The sequence below is a fragment of the Bordetella genomosp. 10 genome (assembly GCF_002261225.1).
Taxonomy (GTDB): Bacteria; Pseudomonadota; Gammaproteobacteria; order Burkholderiales; family Burkholderiaceae_B; genus Bordetella_C.
Genome location: NZ_NEVM01000002.1, coordinates 798,891 through 818,538, shown reverse-complemented (window position 1 = coordinate 818,538; position 19,648 = coordinate 798,891). Strand labels below are relative to the sequence as shown.

General features: G+C 67.8%; 17 protein-coding genes. 6 read left to right on the top strand and 11 right to left on the bottom strand.

From position 1 onward, the window contains the following. Positions 1–11: 11 nt before the first annotated feature. The 3 genes from CAL29_RS12995 to CAL29_RS12985 all read right to left on the bottom strand — a co-directional run bounded on the left by CAL29_RS12995 (position 12) and on the right by CAL29_RS12985 (position 3,533). Positions 12–1,262, bottom strand: a complete 1,251-nt coding sequence (locus CAL29_RS12995; protein ID WP_094853423.1) for an ABC transporter substrate-binding protein — start codon at positions 1,260–1,262, stop codon at positions 12–14. 300 nt (positions 1,263–1,562) lie between these two features. Beyond that, positions 1,563–2,372 (bottom strand): putative hydro-lyase, encoded by an 810-nt coding sequence (locus tag CAL29_RS12990; protein WP_094853422.1) that lies wholly within the window; start codon positions 2,370–2,372, stop codon positions 1,563–1,565. A gap of 225 nt (positions 2,373–2,597) precedes the next feature. Beyond that, positions 2,598–3,533 carry a LysR family transcriptional regulator gene (locus tag CAL29_RS12985; protein WP_094853421.1) on the bottom strand — a complete coding sequence of 312 codons (936 nt, stop codon included), beginning with the start codon at positions 3,531–3,533 and terminating at the stop codon, positions 2,598–2,600. Positions 3,534–3,775: 242 nt separating this feature from the next. On the opposite strand from CAL29_RS12985, the gene CAL29_RS12980 reads away from it, so the two are divergent. Further along, positions 3,776–4,750: a DMT family transporter gene (locus tag CAL29_RS12980; RefSeq protein ID WP_094853420.1), complete on the top strand. Its 975-nt coding sequence runs from the start codon at positions 3,776–3,778 to the stop codon at positions 4,748–4,750. On the opposite strand, the gene CAL29_RS12975 is transcribed toward CAL29_RS12980, so the two are convergent. The 3 genes from CAL29_RS12975 to CAL29_RS12965 form a co-directional block, all read right to left on the bottom strand. After that, on the bottom strand, positions 4,747–5,103 hold the full coding sequence (locus CAL29_RS12975) for an HVO_A0114 family putative DNA-binding protein (RefSeq protein ID WP_094853419.1): 357 nt from the start codon (positions 5,101–5,103) through the stop codon (positions 4,747–4,749). The two genes, CAL29_RS12980 and CAL29_RS12975, sit on opposite strands and share 4 nt — an antisense overlap. Before the next feature lies 1 nt (position 5,104). Then, complete coding sequence (locus CAL29_RS12970) at positions 5,105–5,473, bottom strand: toxin-antitoxin system TumE family protein (RefSeq protein WP_256977432.1); 369 nt, start codon at positions 5,471–5,473, stop codon at positions 5,105–5,107. A 117-nt stretch (positions 5,474–5,590) separates the two neighbouring features. Further along, complete coding sequence (locus tag CAL29_RS12965; protein ID WP_256977430.1) at positions 5,591–6,268, bottom strand: ABC transporter ATP-binding protein; 678 nt, start codon at positions 6,266–6,268, stop codon at positions 5,591–5,593. On the opposite strand from CAL29_RS12965, the gene CAL29_RS12960 reads away from it, so the two are divergent. Beyond that, positions 6,267–6,947, top strand: a complete 681-nt coding sequence (locus CAL29_RS12960) for an arylesterase (protein WP_256977429.1) — start codon at positions 6,267–6,269, stop codon at positions 6,945–6,947. The two genes, CAL29_RS12965 and CAL29_RS12960, sit on opposite strands and share 2 nt — an antisense overlap. Before the next feature lie 36 nt (positions 6,948–6,983). Here the strand turns inward: CAL29_RS12960 and CAL29_RS12955 are convergent, their stop codons facing one another. Next, positions 6,984–8,951: a SurA N-terminal domain-containing protein gene (locus tag CAL29_RS12955; protein WP_094853418.1), complete on the bottom strand. Its 1,968-nt coding sequence runs from the start codon at positions 8,949–8,951 to the stop codon at positions 6,984–6,986. Between the two features lie 279 nt (positions 8,952–9,230). Here CAL29_RS12955 and ugpQ point away from each other — a divergent pair, with 279 nt between their 5' ends. Beyond that, positions 9,231–9,992, top strand: a complete 762-nt coding sequence (gene ugpQ / locus CAL29_RS12950) for a glycerophosphodiester phosphodiesterase (protein WP_094853417.1) — start codon at positions 9,231–9,233, stop codon at positions 9,990–9,992. A gap of 12 nt (positions 9,993–10,004) precedes the next feature. Then, positions 10,005–10,862 (top strand): 23S rRNA (adenine(2030)-N(6))-methyltransferase RlmJ, encoded by an 858-nt coding sequence (locus tag CAL29_RS12945; protein WP_094853416.1) that lies wholly within the window; start codon positions 10,005–10,007, stop codon positions 10,860–10,862. A 45-nt stretch (positions 10,863–10,907) separates the two neighbouring features. Here CAL29_RS12945 and CAL29_RS12940 read toward each other — a convergent pair whose 3' ends face one another. The 3 genes from CAL29_RS12940 to CAL29_RS12930 are packed head-to-tail and all read right to left on the bottom strand — an operon-like array spanning position 10,908 to position 16,869. Then, positions 10,908–12,419, bottom strand: a complete 1,512-nt coding sequence (locus CAL29_RS12940) for an efflux transporter outer membrane subunit (protein ID WP_094854061.1) — start codon at positions 12,417–12,419, stop codon at positions 10,908–10,910. 26 nt (positions 12,420–12,445) lie between these two features. Continuing rightward, positions 12,446–15,646: an efflux RND transporter permease subunit gene (locus CAL29_RS12935; protein WP_094853415.1), complete on the bottom strand. Its 3,201-nt coding sequence runs from the start codon at positions 15,644–15,646 to the stop codon at positions 12,446–12,448. An 11-nt stretch (positions 15,647–15,657) separates the two neighbouring features. Beyond that, entirely contained in the window at positions 15,658–16,869 is a 1,212-nt protein-coding gene (locus CAL29_RS12930; RefSeq protein ID WP_094853414.1) for an efflux RND transporter periplasmic adaptor subunit, read from the bottom strand. Positions 16,870–17,111: 242 nt separating this feature from the next. Between CAL29_RS12930 and CAL29_RS12925 the strand changes: the two genes are divergently transcribed. Next, a complete protein-coding gene (locus tag CAL29_RS12925) occupies positions 17,112–18,002 on the top strand; it encodes a LysR family transcriptional regulator (protein ID WP_094854060.1) in 891 nt (296 codons plus the stop codon). Between the two features lie 143 nt (positions 18,003–18,145). Here CAL29_RS12925 and CAL29_RS12920 read toward each other — a convergent pair whose 3' ends face one another. Further along, positions 18,146–18,877, bottom strand: coding sequence for a pseudouridine synthase (locus CAL29_RS12920; protein WP_094853413.1), 732 nt, complete (start codon positions 18,875–18,877; stop codon positions 18,146–18,148). A 90-nt stretch (positions 18,878–18,967) separates the two neighbouring features. Here CAL29_RS12920 and CAL29_RS12915 point away from each other — a divergent pair, with 90 nt between their 5' ends. Further along, on the top strand, positions 18,968–19,630 hold the full coding sequence (locus CAL29_RS12915) for a chorismate--pyruvate lyase family protein (RefSeq protein ID WP_094853412.1): 663 nt from the start codon (positions 18,968–18,970) through the stop codon (positions 19,628–19,630). Positions 19,631–19,648: the final 18 nt, after the last annotated feature.

Here is a 19,648-nt window from a genome sequence, read left to right as displayed (position 1 = left end):
TTACCCGAAAATCACTTCCAGGCGAACGGCAGCGTCGGCAGCGACGCGTCGGTGCGGTACTTCTCCGGCCACACCGGCACGTAGCCGCTTCCCTTCAGTTCCAGGATCAGGCCGGCGCCCAGCGTGTTCTGGCCCTTGTCGTCGAACTTCACGCCTTCCCAGGGCATCGCGATCTGCGAGGCGTTCAGGTTGGTGGCGACGAGCGCCTTGCGGATGGCTTCCGGATCGGTCGAACCGGCGCGGTTGATGGCGTCGGCCAGCACCAGCACGCCTTGCATCGAGCGGGCGCTGTTGCCGTTCAGGTCCTTGCCGGTCTTCGCCTTGTACAGGTCGTTGATCTTCTTCAGCCCGGGCTTGCCGGCGGTGACGTCGTTGCTCCAGACGTCGCGCGTCAGCACGCCCTGCACTTGCGGACCGACTTCCTGCACGAAGCGCGAGTCGATGAAGCCGGCGTCGTTGGCCAGCAGCACCGGCGGCGCGTACTTGCTTTCGCGCATGGTGCGCACGAACAGCATGGCGTCCGAGGTGTAGCTGGCGAACAGCGCGACGTCGGGCTTGGACGCGGCCAGCTTCTGCACTTCGGCGGTCACCGAGGGCGAACCGGCGGCATAGGCGATGTTGGCGACGATCTCGTGGTTGTACTTCTTGGCGAAGCGCTCCACGGCCTTGTAGGTGTTCACGCCGAAATCGGTGTTCTCGTAGACCACGGCGATCTTCTTGGTCGGCACCTTCTTGATGCCGTCCAGGAACTGCATCATGTTCTCGATGAACGTGTCGTCGGTGGGCGAGGTGCGGAAGAACCACTTGTAGCCGCGATCGGTCAGGTCCGGGCTGCTCGACTCGCCGTTCACGTAGGGAATGCCGCTCTGTTCGGCCACCCGGCTGGCGGTCTTGGTCACGGCCGATTGATAGGCGCCGGTCAGGGCCACCACCTTTTCCTGCTGGACCAGGCGCTGGGCGTCGGCCAGGCCGATTTCGGGCTTGCCCTGCGAATCGCCGAAGACCACTTCGAGCTTGGCGCCGCCCAGGTTGGGCAGGCCCGAACCGGCGGCCAGGGGCAGGCCTTCGAGCTCCGGATGAGGATTGTTGACGATGTCGACGGCCAGTTCGATGGCGGCCTTGATTTCCGCGCCGGTGGACGCCAGCGCGCCGCTGAGCGGATAGATCGCGCCGATGCGAACCGTTTTTTCCTGCGCGGCGGCCGGCTGGCCGAACGTCAGGGCCAAGCATGCCGCGACGCCGGCGATCAGCTTCATCTTCATTACGTTGCTCCTGGGAGAACTTTAAGGACTTGGAGGACTTACAAAAAGAGTTACGAGGTCTTGCACTTCGCAGACTAACTTACCTGTAGAGGCGGCGTTATTGCGACGGTAGAAACCCTGACGAGATCCTGGTTGCGCCAACGCGCGGATCGGCGGCATACGGCAGGCGCGCGACGCATGCGCGATGCGCGCGGCCTGGCATACGCGCGGTTGCGCAGCCGCGCGCGACGGCGCCGGATCGTCAGGGCCGTCTGCCTGGACACCCGGACACCCGGCGCGCAGGCATGGCGGCCAGGCGCGTCAAAGCGCCGCCACGCGGCTGTTGACGAGATCCGTGACCAGCATGTGGCCCGGCGCATGCGTGATGCAGAATTCCGGCTTGACGGCGGCGACCACCGATTGCGGCGTCACGCCGCAGGCCCAGAACACCGGCACCTCGCCGGGACGGATTTCGACGGCGTCGCCGTAATCGGGGCGGGCGATGTCCTGGATGCCGATCGCCGCCGGGTCGCCGAAGTGCACCGGCGCGCCGTGCACCGACGGGAAACGCGAGGTGACCTGGATCGCGCGGATGGCGTCGGCCGGCTTGAGCGGACGCATCGACACCACCAGCGGCCCGTGGAAGCGGCCGGCCGATTGCGTCGGAATGCTGGTGCGGTACATCGGCACGTTGCAGCCCTGCTCGATGTGGCGCACCGGCAGGCCGTTGTCCAGCATCGCTTCCTCGAAGGAGAAGGAGCAGCCGATCAGGAAGGAGACCAGGTCGTCGCGCCATACGCCGCGGACGTCGGTGGGCTCGTCGACCAGCACGCCGTCCTTCCATACGCGATAGCGCGGAATGTCGGTGCGGATGTCGATGTCGACGCCCAGTTCCGGCAGGCTGGGATCGCCCGGCTCGGACACCGCCAGGATGGGGCACGGCTTGGGATTGCGCAGGCAGAAGCGCAGGAATTCATCGGCCATGGCCTTGGGCAGGATGGCCAGGTTGGCTTGCACGTGGCCGGGCGCCACGTTCGCGGTGGGACCGGTGGCCACGCCGTTGCGGGCGTCCAGACGGGCCTGGTACGAGGCCGGATGGGCGGTGCTGCTGACCGAGGCTGGCGACAACATGAAACGCTCCCCTTGAGCTTGGTTGAGCCTGAGCTTGACCCGCATGCGCCGGCCGGCTTGCAGGCCTGGGCGGGCGTCGATGCGATATTTTTTCGATCCGGTATTCCATCGCATCGGGCCGGGGGTGTCCAATCATATGTTGCGATGAAAGGTGATAAGAATGATTTATCACCCCGATAGAAAAAATATTCGGGTTAGTACTGATCGGGTTATTACTTAACCGCCCTATTTGATCGCCCGCGCCGGCGCGTCGAATCCCGGGATGCCTTCGCCCGCCTCGTCCCGCGCGATGTACTGGGCCGCCTGCGCGATGGTGCGGGGGATGTGGCTGTCGGGCCCCTGCATCCAGCTCGCGGTGAAGCTCAGGGGCGGCAGTTCCGGCGCGCGGACGTCGAGCAGGCGCAGTTCTCCCTGCGCGAGTTCGCGGCCGAGGAAAACGGGCGCGATGGCGGCGGTGCCGATGCCGTCCATCGTCATGCGCACGATGACGCTCAGCGCCGAACTGCCGTACATGCGCGGCGCGGTCACGCCGGCTTCCACCAGCATGCGGCGCACGGCGCGATGCGGCTCGGTGTTGGAGGAATAGGTCAGGACCGGCCACTGCCCCAGCCGCTTCAACGGCACCGGCTCGCGCCCCAGCTTGAGCCGCGGGCTGGCCAGCCAGGCCAGCGGATAGCGGCACAGGTGGATGTTGTCCACGCGCGGCTCGTCCATCGGTCCCAGCAGGAAGGCCAGGTCGATCTGGTGGGAGGTCAGCAGGCTCTTGAGCGCGGGCGTGGTGTCCACCTGGATCTCCACCATCAGCGCGGGATAGGCCTCGTGCATGTATTCCATGAGCCGCGGCAGCCAGGTGTGCACGATGGTCTCGGCCACGCCCAGGCGCAAGGTGCCGCTCATGACGTTCTGCGCGCGGGCGGCCTGCTGCATGTCGGTGCGCATCTGCAGCATGCGTTCGGCGTGCGACAGCAGTTCCTGCCCCTTGGCCGTCAGCTTGATGCCGCGCGCGTCGCGCTCGAACAGGCGCACGCCCAGGCCGGACTCCAGCGAGGCGATGCGTTGCGAAATCGCCGGCTGGGTGGCGTTGAGTTTTTCGGCGGCGGCGCGAAAACCGCCCAGGCGGGCAACCCAGAAGAAGGTCTCGATGTTGCGCAGATCGATCATGCGGGGATGGCCTGGAGGCGAGCGATGGCTACTGTCGGAGGATGGCCCGGAAAGGGCCCTCGATGGATCTTGCCGGAAGATGGCGAGGCCGCACGGGGATGGCGGCGCGCACTGAGCGTATCATGACGCCCGGACGAAAAGACGAGAGGGAAGCGCCGCGCGCGATGCATGCGCGAACCGCGCGCCGCCCCCGCCGCGCCGGCCGGATGCCGGACTGCCAGGATGCATAGAGGAGACTTGCCATGACGCGGGCCCAGGCCATCGCGCGGACCACGGATGCGACGCCGCCACGCGCCAGGCCCGGCCCGCCCGCGACCAGTCATTTCGCGGGCATCGCGCTGCTCCTGCTCTCCATGTGTTTTCTGTCCACCCTGGACGCCAGCGGCAAGTGGGCGATGGCGGGCGGCGTGTCCCTGCTGATTCTTTCCTGGGTGCGCTATGCCGTGCACCTCGCGCTGGCCCTGGCGCTGATCGTGCCCTTGCGCGGCTGGGGCGTCCTGCGCAGCCGGCGGCCGCGCGAACAGGTGCTGCGCGGCACGGCCATGCTGGGCGCGACGCTGATGTCCTTCACCACCCTGCACTTCCTGCCGCAGGCCGAAGCCACGGCCATCAATTTCCTGGCGCCGCTGATCGTGCTGGCGTCCGCGCCCTGGGTGCTGGGCGAACCGCCGCGGCTGTCGCGCTGGGTCGCCGCGGCCATCGCCTTCGGCGGCGTGCTGCTCATCATCCGTCCCGGCGGAGGCCTGGACGGCACGGGCGTCGTCTGCGGCCTGCTGGCCGCCTGCTGCTTCGCCGGCCAGTACATCGCCACGCGGCGCGTCGCCGGCGACGATCCCTTGACGTCGGTGATCTGGAGCGGCGGCATGGGCGCCATCGCCCTCACCTTCACCCTGCCCTTCGCGGTGCCCGCGGCGCTGCCGATGCTGCACGCCCTGGACCTGCGCCACTGGCTGGTGGTGGTCTCCACCGGCTTCACCGGCTGCGTGGGCCACCTGCTGCAGATCGGCGCCTATCGCCGCGCGTCCGCCTCGACGCTGGCGCCCTTCGCCTACCTGCAGATCGTCACGTCCACCACCACCGGCTGGCTGATCTGGGGCCACTTCCCCGACGCCGTCACCTGGCTGGGCATCGCCATCATCTGCGGCAGCGGCATCGGCATCGCCCTCCTCGAATGGCGCCGCGCCCGCCGCCCCGCCACGCCCGCGTACCAGCGCTAGAACGCCATCTCCAGCGAAATGCCGCTGTAATTCGCCCGCGGCGCCAACTGGCGCCCCGGCCCCTGCTCGAAGTGGATAAGGCCGTATTGCTCCAGGGTCCGCAGCGTGCGGGATAAATTGGACTTGGCCCTGCCGCTCTTCAAGGCCAGTTCGTTGACGGACTGCGGCTCCATCGTCGCGATAAGCGCGAGCAAGGCGCGGTTCTTGTCGGACAAAACCTGAGCCAGGCTCTCGATGGACTGAAACCAGACCTTCGGCTCCCCGGGCGCGGGCACGTATTCCCCGCGGGCAATGGCGAGCGTCCTGGCTTTGTACTGTTCCAGCGAGGCGATACCGACTTTCAACATTTTCATGTCAGAGACTCCTCTCTTGCACTATTGATTCAACCTCTTTCCAGAAATCGCTCAGCAGGGCAAAAGCATCCGTATAGCAATAAAAACGAACCCGCTCGCCTTCGTGTTTATGGTCGTATTCGATCTTCGTCTTCGCGCCCGGACCAGCGCCTATCCTTATAGGGTGCGCATTATCGAAACCGAGAATTCGATGCCCGTCCTCGTCATGCAGGGTCAACGAGTACTTGAGCCCATGCGGACGTCGTACGCAGGGCTCGACGGCTTTCACCTCAAACTTGACCCATAGCGTGCCTGCTCTGTCGGCGACGAACGATTCGCCATCGAGAACCAGCAGATTTTCCAGGCCTGGATCGCTGTTTGGCTTTATCAATGTTATCACCTGTTAATAACAACATCAAGATCATTACTCTTGAGTGTTATCAGCCAGAGATAACGTTCCTTTGCGCGCGGCGCCCGCGTATTGATGTCGGCTCGACCGCCCAGGCGGTCAGTTGCCGTTCGCCACGCGGCCGGCGGCGAGGGTGAGTTGGCGGTCGCAGCGCGAGGCCAGGGCGGGGTCGTGGGTGACCAGGACCAGCGTGGCGCCCTGTTCGCGCTGGAGGGCGAACATCAGGTCGATGACGCGGTCGCCGGTGGCGGCGTCCAGGCTGCCGGTGGGTTCGTCGGCGAAAAGCAGTGCCGGCTCGACGACGAAGGCGCGCGCCAGGGACACGCGCTGCTGCTCGCCACCCGACAGGGTGCGGGGATAGTGATGCAGGCGCTGGCCCAGGCCGACCCGGTCCAGCATGGCCTCGGCCGCCTCGCGCGCCGGCAGGCCGGCCAGCTCCAGCGGCAGCATGACGTTTTCGAGCGCGGTCAGGTTGGGCAGCAACTGGAAGGACTGGAACACGAAGCCCACGTGGCTGGCGCGCAGGCGGGCGCGGCCGTCCTCGTCGAGGGCGAACAGGTCGTGCCCCGCCAGCCGCACGCTGCCGGACGAGGGAACATCCAGGCCCGCCAGCAGTCCCAGCAAGGTCGACTTGCCCGAGCCGGAACTTCCCGTGATGGCCAGGGCCTCGCCGGCGCGCACCGTAAAAGCGATATCCTCCAGGATGGCCAGCCGGCCGCCCGCGTCGGCGACGTGCTTGCCCAGTCCCTTGACCTCTATCGAGTTGCCTGTGTCCATGCGCCTGTTTTTCCGTTCCTTGTATTTCCGTCTCGGGTTCGCGGCGGCGGCCTTGCTGGCCGCGCCTTGCCTCGCCCAGACGCCCGCTACCGGTCAGACCGCCCCCGCCGCGCCGGGTTCCGCCGCAACGCGCATCATACTGGTCCTGGGCGACAGCCTCTCCGCCGAGTACGGCGTGGCGCGCGGCAGCGGCTGGGTGCCCCTGCTGCAAAAGCGGCTGGATGAAAAGAACCTTGGCTACAAGACGATCAACGCCAGCATCAGCGGCGACACCACCAGCGGCGGCGTCACGCGCCTGCCGGCCCTGCTGGCGCAGCACCATCCGGCCGTCGTCATCATCGAGCTGGGCTCGAACGACGCCCTCCGCGGCCTGCAATTGAACATGACCGAGCGGAACCTGCGCACCCTGGCGGAGGAATCGAAGAAGGCCGGCGCCGAGGTCGTCCTGGTCGGCATGCAGATACCGCCCAACTACGGCCGCGACTACACCACGCGCTTCGCCGCGCTATTCCCGAAAATCGCCCGGGAAACCCAATCCAGCCTGGTGCCCTTCCTGCTGGACGGCATCGCCACCGACCGCGAGTTGTTCCAGGCCGACGGCCTGCATCCCAACGAAGCGGGCCAGCCCAAGCTGCTGGACAACGTGTGGCCGGCGCTGGCGCCCTTGCTGAAGAAGTAAAGACAAAGACGCGAAAAAGACGTCCCGCGGACGCGATCAGCCCGCGTCCGTCTGGATGTCGTCGCCCTTCAGCACTTTCGCCGCTTCCGGCGCGATCTGCACCTTGTACTGCTCGCGCAGCACCTTCAGCACGGCGGCGTCTTCGGCCTGGCCCCAGGCGGAGGACAGTTGCTGGTTCAGGGTCGCGGTGACGGAAGGATCGTTCTTGCCGGCCTCGACCTTCTCAACGCGCGCGATCACGTAGTCGCTGGACTCGCGGGCGCCGGCGTAGGCCGGCAGCGGCTTGGCGGGCGCGCGCATGACGGCGTCGAGCACCGGACGCGACAGATTCTGCGGATTGTCGCGCGACACGTCGACGGCCGGCGCGAAACCGTCCAGCGACGCCGCCGGGTCCTTGCGCAGCGTTTCCAGCGCCTGCTCGCCCGCCTTGGCGGCCGCGTCGGCGGCGCGCTCGTCGACCAGCTTGGCGCGGATCTTGTCCTTCAACTGGTCCAGCGGCGGCACGTGGGCCGGCGTCAGGCCGGCCACGCGCACCACCAGCATGGTGTCGGGCGACAGTTCGATGACGCCGGAATTCTGCTTGTCGCGCAGCACCTCGGGCGAGAACAGCGCCTGGCGCAAGCGCGGGCTGTCCAGCAGGGACGAATCCGGGCTGGCGGCGGCCGACCCCGGACCCGCCTGGTCGGGCGGCAGCAGTTCGGTGCGGCCGATGCCGCCGGCTTCCCGCAGCTTCAGGCCCAGCGCGTCCGCGGCCGGTTGCAGGCTGTCGCGCTGGTCGTAGACCAGCGAGGTCAGCTTGGTCGCCATGTCGGAAAAGCGCGAAGCGGCGATCTGCTTGCGGATCTCGTCGACGATCTGCGACTTCACCTCGGCCAGCGGCTTGAACTGCGCGGGCTGGATGTCGGTCAGCTTGAGGATGTGCAGGCCGTAGGGGCTCTGCACCACGCCCGACACCTGGTCCTTCTTCAGGCCGTCGATGGCCTTTTCCAGCGCGGGCGCGATCACGCCCGGCGCCAGCCAGCCGAGGTCGCCGCCCTTGGCGGCCGAGCCGGCGTCCTGCGAATTCTTCTTGGCCAGTTCGGCGAAGCCGGCCGGATCGGCGGCCGCCTGCTTGGCCAGGTCCTCTGCCTTGGCCTGCGCCGCCTTGCGCTGCGCGTCGGTGGCGTTGGCCGGCAGCTCGATCATGATGTGGCTGGCGCGACGGCGTTCCGGCTGGCCGAAGCGGCTCTTGTTCTGGTCGTAATAGCGCTGGATGTCCTCGTCCTTGACCTCGATGCCGGCGCTGGCGGCCGCCTCGTCCAGGACCAGGTATTGCGCCTTCACCTGCTCGGGCACCTGGAATTGCTGCTTGTTGGCGTCGTACCAGGTTTGCAGGTCGGCGTCGCTGACCTGCACCTGCGAACGGTAATCGGTCGCGGCATAGCGGCGCAGGCGGACGCTGCGGCTCTCGGTCAGGGCGTTTTCGACGTCGGCGGTGACCGTGCCCGGCACGCGCGCCGATTGGCCGACGGGTTGCAGCACGCGGTCCACGGCCAGTTGGGCGCGCAGATTGGCCTCGAAGGCGGCCGGGCTCAAGCCCTGGGCGGCCAGCGCGGCGCGGTAGCGCTCGGCGGAAAAGCGGCCGTCCTCCTGCACCGCGGGATTGGAGGCGATGGTATTGCGCAGGGTCTCGTCCGACACCGAAAAACGATTGTCGGCGGCGGCGGCGGCCAGCACGCGCTGGTCGATCATCTGGTCGAGCAGGCGCTGGCGCATGGCCGGGTTGTCCAGGGCGGCGGCGTCGAAGCGCGCGCCCATCATCTGGCGGTACTGGTCCAGTTGGTTGCGGCGGGCCTGGTCGTACTCCCGCTGGGTGATCGGGTGACCCGCGACCGTGGCCATCTTGGGTTCTTCCGACATGAAGCTGCTATAGCTCTGCACGCCGAAGAAGGCGAAGGACGGCACGATCAGGATCAGCAGGATAAGTTGCATCCAGCGCTGATGATTGCGAATGAATTCGAACATGGAGTACCCGAGAACCAATGCGGCCGCCGCGACGGGAAATCGACGGCATGCCACACAAAACGCATAAAAAAAGGCGAACGGATTCGCCTTGCTCTCATACTACGCAGCCGACACTGCATACTATCGGATCAGCGGGCAAGCAGTTTACCACCACTGGCAGGGGCGCCGAGCGCCGCCGCGGCCGCCTGCGGTATCCTTGGCGGCTTGTCCGTGTCACGCCGCCGCCCGCGACACCCGCCCCGGGCGGCGCGCGTCCGTTTTCACCCAGGTTCCTTCCCCATGACCGCCTCCTCCTTTTCCTGGCCCTACCCGTCCCTGATCGCGCACCGCTGCGGCGGCAAGCTGGCGCCGGAGAACACCCCCGCCGCGATGCGGGTGGGCGCCGAGCACGGCTTCGCCATGTTCGAGTACGACGTCAAGCTCAGCAAGGACGACGTGCTCTTCCTGCTGCACGACGACGATCTCGACCGCACCTCCAACGGCCACGGGCCGGCGCAGGCCCGGACCTGGGCCGAACTGTCGGCCCTGGACGCCGGCTCCTGGTTCTCGCCCGCCCATGCCGGCGAGCGCATGGCCAGCCTGGACGAAGCCGCCGCCTTCACCCTGCGGCACGGCATCGCCAGCAACGTGGAAATCAAGCCCTGCCCCGGCCGCGAGGCCGAGACCGGCACCGCCGCGGCCCTGGCCGTGCAGCGGCTGTGGCGCGACGCCGCCACCCCGCCCCTGCTGTCCTCCTTCTCGGAGGAAGCCCTGGCGGCCGCCCACGTCGCCGCGCCCCTGCTGCCGCGCGCCCTCCTGGTCGAGCAGATCCCGGCCGACTGGCGCGACCGCCTGGTGCAGCACGACTGCGTGGCCCTGAACGTCAACCAGAAGGACGTCACGCCCGAGCTGGTGCGCGAGGTGCACGAGGCCGGCTACCGGCTGTGCGCCTGGACGGTCAACGACCCCCAGCGCGCCCGCGACCTGCTGGCCTGGGGCGTGGACGCCCTGTTCACCGACATGCTCGATACGATCCGCCCGCCCTTCCCGGCGCAGGCCTGACGGGGACGCCGCGTGTTCAGCTACCGCCACGCCTTCCACGCCGGCAACCATGCCGACGTGCTCAAGCACGCCATCCTCCTGCACGTCCTCGATTACCTGAATCGCAAGGACACGCCCTACTGGGTGGTCGACACCCACGCCGGCGCCGGGCTTTACCGCCTGGACAGCGACTGGGCCAACAAGAACGCCGAATATGCCGACGGCATCGCGCGCCTGTGGGAGCGCGACGACCTGCCGCCGCTGTTCGCGCGCTATGTCGAGCGGGTGCGCGCCCACAATCCCGACGGCCGCCTGCGCAACTACCCGGGCTCGCCCTGGCTGACGCTGGAGGCCCTGCGCGAAAGCGACCGCCTGCGCCTGTTCGAAATGCACCCCAGCGAGGCCGAGGTCCTGGTCCGCAACCTGGAGCAGCAGGGCCGCGTCGCCCTGCGCCAGACCACGATCTACGACACCGACGGCTTCGAGGGCGTGAAGGCCCTGCTGCCGCCGCCGCCGCGCCGCGGGCTGGTGCTGATCGACCCCTCCTATGAGGACAAGCAGGACTACCGGCGCGCGCTGACCACGGTGAAGGAAGGCGTCAAGCGCTTCGCCACCGGCACCTACGCCGTCTGGTATCCGCAGGTGCAGCGGCGCGAGTCGAACGACCTGCCGCGCCAACTGGAGCGGCTGGAGGTCAAGAGCTGGCTGCACGTCGCGCTGTCGGTCAGGAAGCCCGCCGCCACCGGCTTCGGCCTGCACGGCAGCGGCATGTTCCTGGTCAATCCGCCGTGGACGCTGCACGCGGCGCTGAAGGAAGCCATGCCCTGGCTGACCGGGCTGCTGGCGCAGGACGAGCGCGCCCATTTCGTGCTGGAGCAGCGCGAAGGCTAAGCGCGCCGGACGCCGGGGCGGCCTCCGCTCGCGCCCAGCCTGCCCTCACTGCGCGGCCTGGGGCTCTTGCGCGGCGGCTTGCGCCTGCACCGTCTTGTCGGTCCAGCCTCCGCCCAGCGCCTTGTACAAGGTCACCAGATTGGTCAGGCGCGTCAGGCGCGTCGCCACCAGGGTCTGTTGCGCGCTGTACAGGGAACGCTGCGAGTCCAGCACCGTCAGGTAGTTGTCCACCCCCTGGCGGAAGCGCTGCTGCGACAGGTCGTAGGCGCGCTGGTCGGCCTGCACCAGCAGTTGCTGCGCCTGGATCTGCTGGTCCAGCGTGCCGCGCCCGGCCAGGGCATCGGCCACTTCGCGGAAAGCCGTCTGGATGGCCTGCTCGTACGTGGCCACCTGGATCTGCTTCTGCAGCTTGGCCACGTCCAGGTTCGCCAGCAGCGAGCCGCCGGCGAAGATGGGCGTGGTGATCTGCGGTTCGAAGCTCCACGCGCCCGAGCCTCCCTTGAACAGGCCGCCCAGCGAGGCGCTGGCGGTGCCCGCGCTGCCGGTCAGCGAGATGGTCGGGAAGAACGCCGCGCGCGCCGCGCCGATATTGGCGTTGGCGGCCAGCAGGTTGTGCTCGGCCGCGCGGATGTCCGGACGGCGCTCCAGCAGGTCGGACGGCAAGCCGGCCGGCAAGGCGGTGGGGATCAGCGCGTCGTCCAGGCGTCCCGGCGTTTCCAGCCTTGCCCGCACGTCGGCGGGCAAGGGATTGCCCAGCAGCAGCACCAGCGCGTTCATGTCCTGCGCCACCTGCCGCGAGTACTGCGCATGGTTGCTTTCCGCGGTGCGCACGGACACCTCGGCCTGGCTCAGGTCCAGCGCCGTCGCCACGTCGTTGTCGTAGCTCTGCTTGGTCAGGTTGTAGGAATCGCGCTGGCTTTTCAGCGTGTCCTCGGTCAGCTTGAGCAGTTCCTGGTCGGCGCGCAGCGTCAGGTAGGCGTTGGCCACCTCCGCCACCAGCGTCAGTTGCGTGGCGTTGCGGGTCTCGTCCTGCGCCATGAAGGTCTGCAAGGCCTCTTCCGACAGGCTGCGGATGCGGCCGAACAGGTCCAGCTCCCAGGACAGCGAGGCGCCGACCTGGTAGGTGTGCGAGGTCACCGCCTTGCCGCTGGACGTCAGGTCGTGCGGCGTGCGCTGCGCGGTCTCGGTCGCGCCCAGGCCCACCGTCGGCATGAGATCGGCGCGCTGGATGCGGTACTGCGCCTGCGCCGCCTGCACGTTCAGGGCGGCGATGCGCAGATCGCGGTTGTTCGACAACGACAGGTCCACCAGTTGCTGCAACAGCGGATCGGGGAACATGTCGCGCCAGCCGATATCGGCCGTCGCCACGCCGGCGTTGCTGGCGGGCTTGGCGGCCGCGCCGGCCGGCGTGTCGTAGGCCGGGCCGGACGGATAGGCCGCGTCCACCGGCGCCGCGGGGCGCTGGTAGTCGGGGATCAGCGTGCACCCGGCCAGCGCGCTGGCCAGCGCGACCGCCACGGCCAGGCGGCCGGGACGGAAGGAGCGCGGGGACGACATCTTGTTGTTATGCATGACTGGTGCGTTCATTCGGCATGCCCTCCCGACGGCTCGGACGCGGGCTGCTGCCGGGGTTGATTCCGGACATCGTTGGGATCGTGCGGATCGCCGCTTTCGCTCTGGCGCTTCACGCGGAAGAGCTTGAGCATGACCACGAAGAACATCGGCACGAAGAAAATGGCCAGGAAGGTCGCCGACAGCATGCCGCCGATCACGCCGGTGCCGATGGCGTTCTGGCTGCCCGAACCGGCGCCGGTGGAAATCGCCAGCGGCACCACGCCCAGGATGAAGGCCATCGACGTCATCAGGATGGGCCGCAGGCGTTGGCGCGCGGCATGCACCGCCGCCTCGACCAGGCTGGCCCCCTGCTCGTAGTGCTCCTTGGCGAATTCCACGATAAGAATCGCGTTCTTCGATGCCAGGCCGACGGTGGTCAGCAGGCCCACCTGGAAGTACACGTCGTTGGAAAGCCCCCGCAGTATGGTCGCGGCCAGCGTCCCGATAATGCCCAGGGGCACCACCAGCAGCACCGAGGTCGGAATCGACCAGCTTTCGTACAACGCGGCCAGGCACAGGAACACCACGATCAGCGAGATCGCGTACAACGCCGGCGCCTGCGAACCCGACAGGCGTTCCTCATAGGACAGCCCGGTCCACTCGAAACCGACGCCCGGCGGCAGCTTGGCGGCGATACGCTCCATCTCCGCCATCGACTGGCCCGTACTGTAGCCGGGCGCGGGCTGGCCGAGGATTTCATACGCCGGCACGCCGTTGTAGCGGTTCAGCTTCTGCGGGCCGAAGGTCCATTCCGCCGTCGCGAAGGACGAGAACGGGACCATGCCGCCGCTGCTGTTGCGCACGTACCACTTGTTGAGATCGTCGGGCAGCATGCGGGAGGACGGTTCGCCCTGCACGTACACCTTCTTGACGCGGCCGCGGTCGATGAAGTCATTGACGTAGGACGAGCCCCAGGCCGTGCTCAGGGTGCTGTCGATGTCGGAGATCGACAGTCCCAGCACCTGGGCCTTCTCGCGGTCGATGTTCAACTGGTACTGCGGCGCGTCTTCCACGCCGTTGGGCCGCACGCCCGCCAGGATCTTGCTCTGCATGGCCTCGCCCAGCAACTGGTTGCGCGCGGCAAGCAGCTTCTCGTGGCCCACGCCGGCGCGGTCCATCAGCATGAAGTCGAAACCGGTGGCGTTGCCCAGTTCCAGCACGGCGGGCGGCGCGAAGGCGAAGGCCTGGGCGTCGCGGATGTTCTGGCCGAACCAGGCCTGGGTCCGCGCGGCCAGGGCCCCGACCTTCTGCTTGGCCGAGCCGCGGTCGGCCCAGTCGTGCAGCTTGATGAACATCAGGCCCGCGTTCTGGCCGCGGCCGCCGAAGTTGAAGCCGTTGATGGCGAACACCGACTCGACCGTGTCCTTCTCGTCCTCGAGCAGGTGCTTGGTCGCCTGGTCCAGAACCTGCTGCGTCTGCTCGGCCGTCGAACCGTTGGGGCCCAGCACCTGCGCGAACAGGATGCCCTGGTCCTCTTCCGGCAGGAAGGAACTGGGCACGCGCATGAACATGAAGACCATGCCGGCCACCAGCAGCAGGTAGATGAGCATCAGGCGCTTGGGCCGGTTCAGCCCGCGCGACACCGTGTTCGCGTAGCCGTGGCTGCCGCGGTCGAAGGTGCGGTTGAACCAGCCGAAGAAGCCCGTCTTGGCGCCATGATGGCCCTTGGGGATGGGCTTGAGCAGGGTCGCGCACAGCGCCGGCGTGAAGACGATGGCCACCAGCACCGACAGCGCCATGGAGGCCACGATGGTGATGGAGAACTGGCGATAGATCACGCCCGTCGAACCGCCGAAGAACGCCATCGGCACGAACACGGCGGCCAGCACCATGGCGATGCCGACCAGCGCGCCGGTGATCTGCTCCATGGACTTGCGGGTCGCCTGCAGGGGCGTGAGCCCCTCCTCCGCCATCAGGCGCTCGACGTTTTCCACCACCACGATGGCGTCGTCCACCAGCAGGCCGATGGCCAGCACCATCCCGAACATGGTCAGCGTGTTGATGGTGAAACCGGCGGCCGCCAGCACGGCGAAGGCGCCCAGCAGCACCACCGGCACCGCCAGCGTCGGAATCAGCGTCGCCCGGAAGTTCTGCAGGAACAGATACATCACCAGGAACACCAGCACGATGGCTTCGCCCAGGGTCTTGAACACTTCCTCGATGGACAGGCTGACGAAGGGCGTGGTGTCGTACGGATACACCACTTCCATGCCGGACGGGAAGAAGGGCTTGAGACCGTCGATGGTCGCGCGGATGGCCTTGGCGGTGTCCAGCGCGTTGGCGCCCGGGGCCAGCTTGATCGCCAGGCCCGCCGCCGGACGGCCGTTGTACTGGCTGTCGATGGTGTAGGACGAGGCGTTGAGCTCGGTGCGGCCGACGTCGCGCACGCGGACCTGCGAACCGTCCGGGTTGACCTTCAGCAGGATGTTGCCGAACTGCTCGGGCGTCTGCAGGCGCGTCGGGCCGATGATGGTGGCCGTCAACTGCTGGCCGCGCACGGCGGGCAGGCCGCCCAACTGGCCGCTGGAGATCTGCACGTTCTGCGCGCTGATGGCGTTGACCACGTCCACCGTGGTCAGGCCGTAGTTCAGCAGCTTGGCCGGATCCAGCCAGATGCGCATGGCGTACGACGAACCGAACAACTGGAAGTCGCCCACGCCGTTGGTGCGGCTGATGGGATCCTGCACGTAGGACGCCACGTAGTCGGACAGGTCGGCGCGCGTCATGCTGCCGTCGCGCGAGATGAAGCCCGCCACCATCAGGAAGTTCTTGGTGGCCTTGGTCACGCGGATGCCCTGCTGCTGCACTTCCTGCGGCAGCAGCGGCGTGGCCAGCGACAGCTTGTTCTGCACCTGCACCTGGGCCGTGTCGGGGTTGGTGCCCTGGCGGAACGTGAGGGTCATCGTCACGCTGCCGTCGGCGGCGCTTTCGGAATACATGTATTCCATGCCGTCGATGCCGTTCATCTGCTGCTCGATCACCTGCACCACGGTGTCCTGCACCGTTTGCGCGGAGGCGCCCGGGTAGGTCACCTGGATGGCGATGGAAGGCGGCGCGATATTCGGGTACTGCGAGACGGGCAGGCCGAAAATCGACAGGGCCCCCGCCAGCATCATGACGATGGCGATCACCCAGGCGAATACCGGCCTATCGATAAAAAACTTTGCCATGCTGCGGGCTCCTAGCTGGCTTGCGCCGCCGCGGCCGGAGCCGCCTTGTTCTGACCGGCCGGCGCCGCGTCGGCGCTGACTTCATTGGCCGTGACTTCCGCGCCGGGACGCGCCGTCTGCACGCCTTCGACCACGACGCGGTCGCCGGCCTTCAGACCGTCGGTCACCAGCCAGTTGCTGCCGATGGCGCGGTCGGTCTTGATCTCGCGCAGTTCGATCTTGTTCTGGGCGTTCACCACCAGGGCGGTGGGCGTCCCGTTCTGGCTGCGCGCGACGCCCTTCTGGGGCACCAGCAGGCCTTGCTGGGCGATGCCGTCGACCAGGCGGGCGCGCACGAACATGCCGGGCAGCAGGCGATGGTCGGGGTTGGGGAACACCGCGCGCAGCGTCACCGAGCCGGTGCTCTGGTCCACCGTGATTTCGGAGAACTGCAGCTTGCCCTGCTGGTTGTACTGGCTGCCGTCTTCCAGCGTCAGGCCGACCTGGGCCGCCTGCTCGCCTTCCGCGCGCTTGATCAGGCCCTTGGACAACTGGTCCTGCAGGCGCAGCAACTGGGTGCTGGACTGGACGACGTCGACGTAGATGGGGTCGATCTGCTGCACGGAGGCCAGCGCATTGGTCTGGTTGGCGGTCACCAGCGCGCCCTCGGTCACCGTGGAACGCCCGATGATGCCCTCGATGGGCGACAGCACCCGCGTGTAGACCAGGTTGATGCGCGCCGTGTCGACGGCGGCCTTGGCCGACTGCACGTCGGCGGCGGCCTGGTCGCGCGAGGCGACGGCGTCGTCATAGGTCTGGCGGCTGATGGCGCGGGTCTCGACCAGCGGCTTGTAGCGCTGGGCCAGCAGGCCCGCGGTCTTCAGCGTCGCCTCGGCGCGCGCCAGCGCGGCGCGGTTGCTGTCCAGGGTCGCCTGGTACAGCGCCGGGTCGATCTGATAGAGCTGCTGGCCGGCCTTCACGCTGCCGCCTTCGGTGAACGTGCGCTTGAGCACGATGCCGTTGACCTGGGGCCGCACTTCGGCGATGCGGAAAGCGGAGGTGCGCCCGGGCAATTCCGTCGTCAACGAAACCGGCTGGGTCTTCAGGGTCACCACGCCGACGGTGGGCTTGCCAGCCTGCGGCGCCTGATCCTGTTTACCGCATGCAGCCAGCGCGAGCGTGAGTGCAGCGATAGCCGCTACCGCGCCCGTGCGCGCGGCGGTCTTTTTCTTCAGTTGTTGCATTTCCTGGTTCCAACGTAAGCGGGGCTCGGACGCCTGCGGGTCGCAAGCCGAAGCGGGTTAGGCTCTACTACTCGTTTATTAGGCGAAACAACGCAAACCCTGATTTTTACCACTTGCTAGATTTGTTGCGGCGCAAAAGGGTGCATTGTGCACTATTCCACTGGGGTAACGCAGCTAAGCTACTACGAAAACATAGTTCCACTCATGGGATAATCTCGGACATGAGCAAACAGTTACAAACCATGGAATTGTTCGTCGAGGTCGCCAAGGCGAAAAGTTTCAGCCGCGCCGCCCTGGCCCTCGGCATCCCCAAATCCACCCTCTCCCGACAGGTGGCCGACCTCGAACGTTCCCTGGGCCTGCGGCTGCTCAGCCGGACCACGCGCAAGGTGGAGCTGACCGACGCCGGCGAGCGCTATTACGCGCGCTGCCAGCATATCGTGGCCGAGGCGCAAGTGGCGCACGAAGAAATCATGGACCTCGCCAGCACGCCCTTCGGGCCGCTGCGGGTGAACATGCCGGCGGACTTCGGCACCGACTTCCTGGCGGAGATCTTCATGGAGTTCTCGCGCCGCTATCCGGATGTCACGTTTCGCCTGGACCTGGCGGCGCCCGAGCACGCCGGCCAGGTGTTCCAGACCTGCGACGTCGCCATCGAAATCGGCGAACAGCCCGCGCAGACCCGCATCGCGCGCCAGTTGGGCGCCATGCACGCCCATCTCTACGCCGCCCCGAGTTACCTGGCCGAGCATGGCACGCCCTCCCATCCGGCGGACCTGGCGCGGCACGAATGCATCGAATTCCGCGCCACGCAGGGCTCGCGCGTCACGCGCTGGCCGCTGCACAGCCGGGGGGAGCACATCGAGTTCCATCCTGGCAAGCGTTTCTCCCTGAACAGTACCGGCATGATACGACGGCTGGCCGTGCTGGGCGCCGGCATCGCCATCCTTGCCGAGGACAGCGCCCGCCCGGAACTGGCGGCCGGAACGCTGCAACGGGTGCTGACGGACTGGGAAGCGGGTCCTTTCCCGGTCTACGCGGTGACCGAGACGCGGCTGCTGCCCGCCAAGACGCGCATCTTCGTCGACTTCCTCTCCGAACGGCTGCGCAGCGGGCTGAGCGGCCCGCGCTGATAGGATCCCCGGGCCCGCGCCAGCCTACGCGACGCATATGACAGCAAGCTGGCGCGGCCCCGCGGCCGAAATCGCCTGAAAGAACTGTCGCCGATCTAGAAGTTTTCGTGAGTAGAACTTTTAGTGACTAGAATTCTTCGTGACTAGAATTTTTCGTGATCGCGCAGATAGCGCCACTGGCCCAGCGGCAGGTCGGCCAGGGCCACGCGGCCGATGCGCACCCGCTTCAGCCCCACCACCTTCAGGCCGACCAGTTCGCACATGCGGCGGATCTGCCGCTTCTTGCCTTCCTTGAGCACGAAGCGCAACTGGTCGTCATTCTGCCACGTCACGTGCGCCGGGCGCAGCGGCTTGCCGTCCAGCGCCAGCCCGTGATTGAGCAGGGCCAGGCCGTGGGGCGACAACCGCCCCTGCACGCGCACCAGGTATTCCTTTTCGACGTCCGAATCCTCGCCGATCAGTTGCCTGGCGACGCGGCCGTCCTGCGTCAGCACCAGCAGGCCGGTGGAATCGATGTCGAGCCGGCCGGCCACGGCCAGGCCCTGGAGATGGGCGCGCTCGAAGCGCAGCGGGGACCGGTCGTTGGCGGCGCGGCCGCGCGGCGTGACCAGCACCACCGCCGGCTGGTAGCCGTCCTCGGCCTGGCCGGAGACGTAGCCGATGGGCTTGTGGACCAGGATGGTGACGCGCGAGGTCTGGCGCGCCTGCGCGGCGCGTTCCAGCGTGATGACCTGGTCGGGATAGGCGCGCGCGCCCAGTTCGGAGACGACCGCGCCGTCGACCCGGACCCAGCCCCGCTCGATATAGCTGTCGGCCTCGCGGCGTGAACATAGCCCGCGTTCGGACATGAGCTTGGAGATGCGTACTTTTTCCATGGGGACGGCGGCGTGCAAAAGACGCATTTTACGTTGGCGGGCGGCCGCTCGATTTTGCGGCGCGGCGATCGGACGGGATAATACGCCGCCATGAAGACCTCGCATCTGCCCGCGGGCGGCTGGCTGGCCGCGCCCCCGCCCTCCCTCACCGCCGTCCAGAAATACTGGCTGTTCCGTCCCGGCGCCCTGACGGCCGGCCTGCGCCGATTGGGGCAGGTGCGGCTGCGCGTGCTGGCCGAGTACGCCGAAGGCGCGCGGCCCGACGAGGCGCTGGCCTTGCGCCTGGCCCCCGGCGCGGCGGTGTGGGTGCGCGAGGTGTTGATGTCGGTGGACGGCGTCGACAGCGTGGTGGCCCGCAGCCTCACGCCCCTGGCGGCGTCGCGCGCCATGTGGCAAGGCATGCGGCGGCTGCGCACGCGGCCGCTGGCCGACATGCTCTACCACGACAGCGGGGTGCGCCGTTCGCGGTTCGTCTGCCGCCGCCTGGCGTCGCCCGTGCCCTTTCATCGCACCGCCCTGGCGGCGCTGCGGGCGGGGCAGGCCGATGGGCCGGCGCCGGCCGCGGTCCCTACCCTGACGCTCGCCATCGTCGAGGCCGAGGCCGGCGCCCGTGCAATGCCGCCGCCCGGCGTCCTGGCGCGCCGCTCCGTCTTCTGGCGCATGGGCCAGCCGCTGCTGGTGGCCGAGGGCTTCCTGCCCGCTTTCTGGGAACGCGCGCGCGTCCTGCGCGACGCGCGGCCTGCCCTGCCGTAGTGGCGGGGCCGGTCCCGT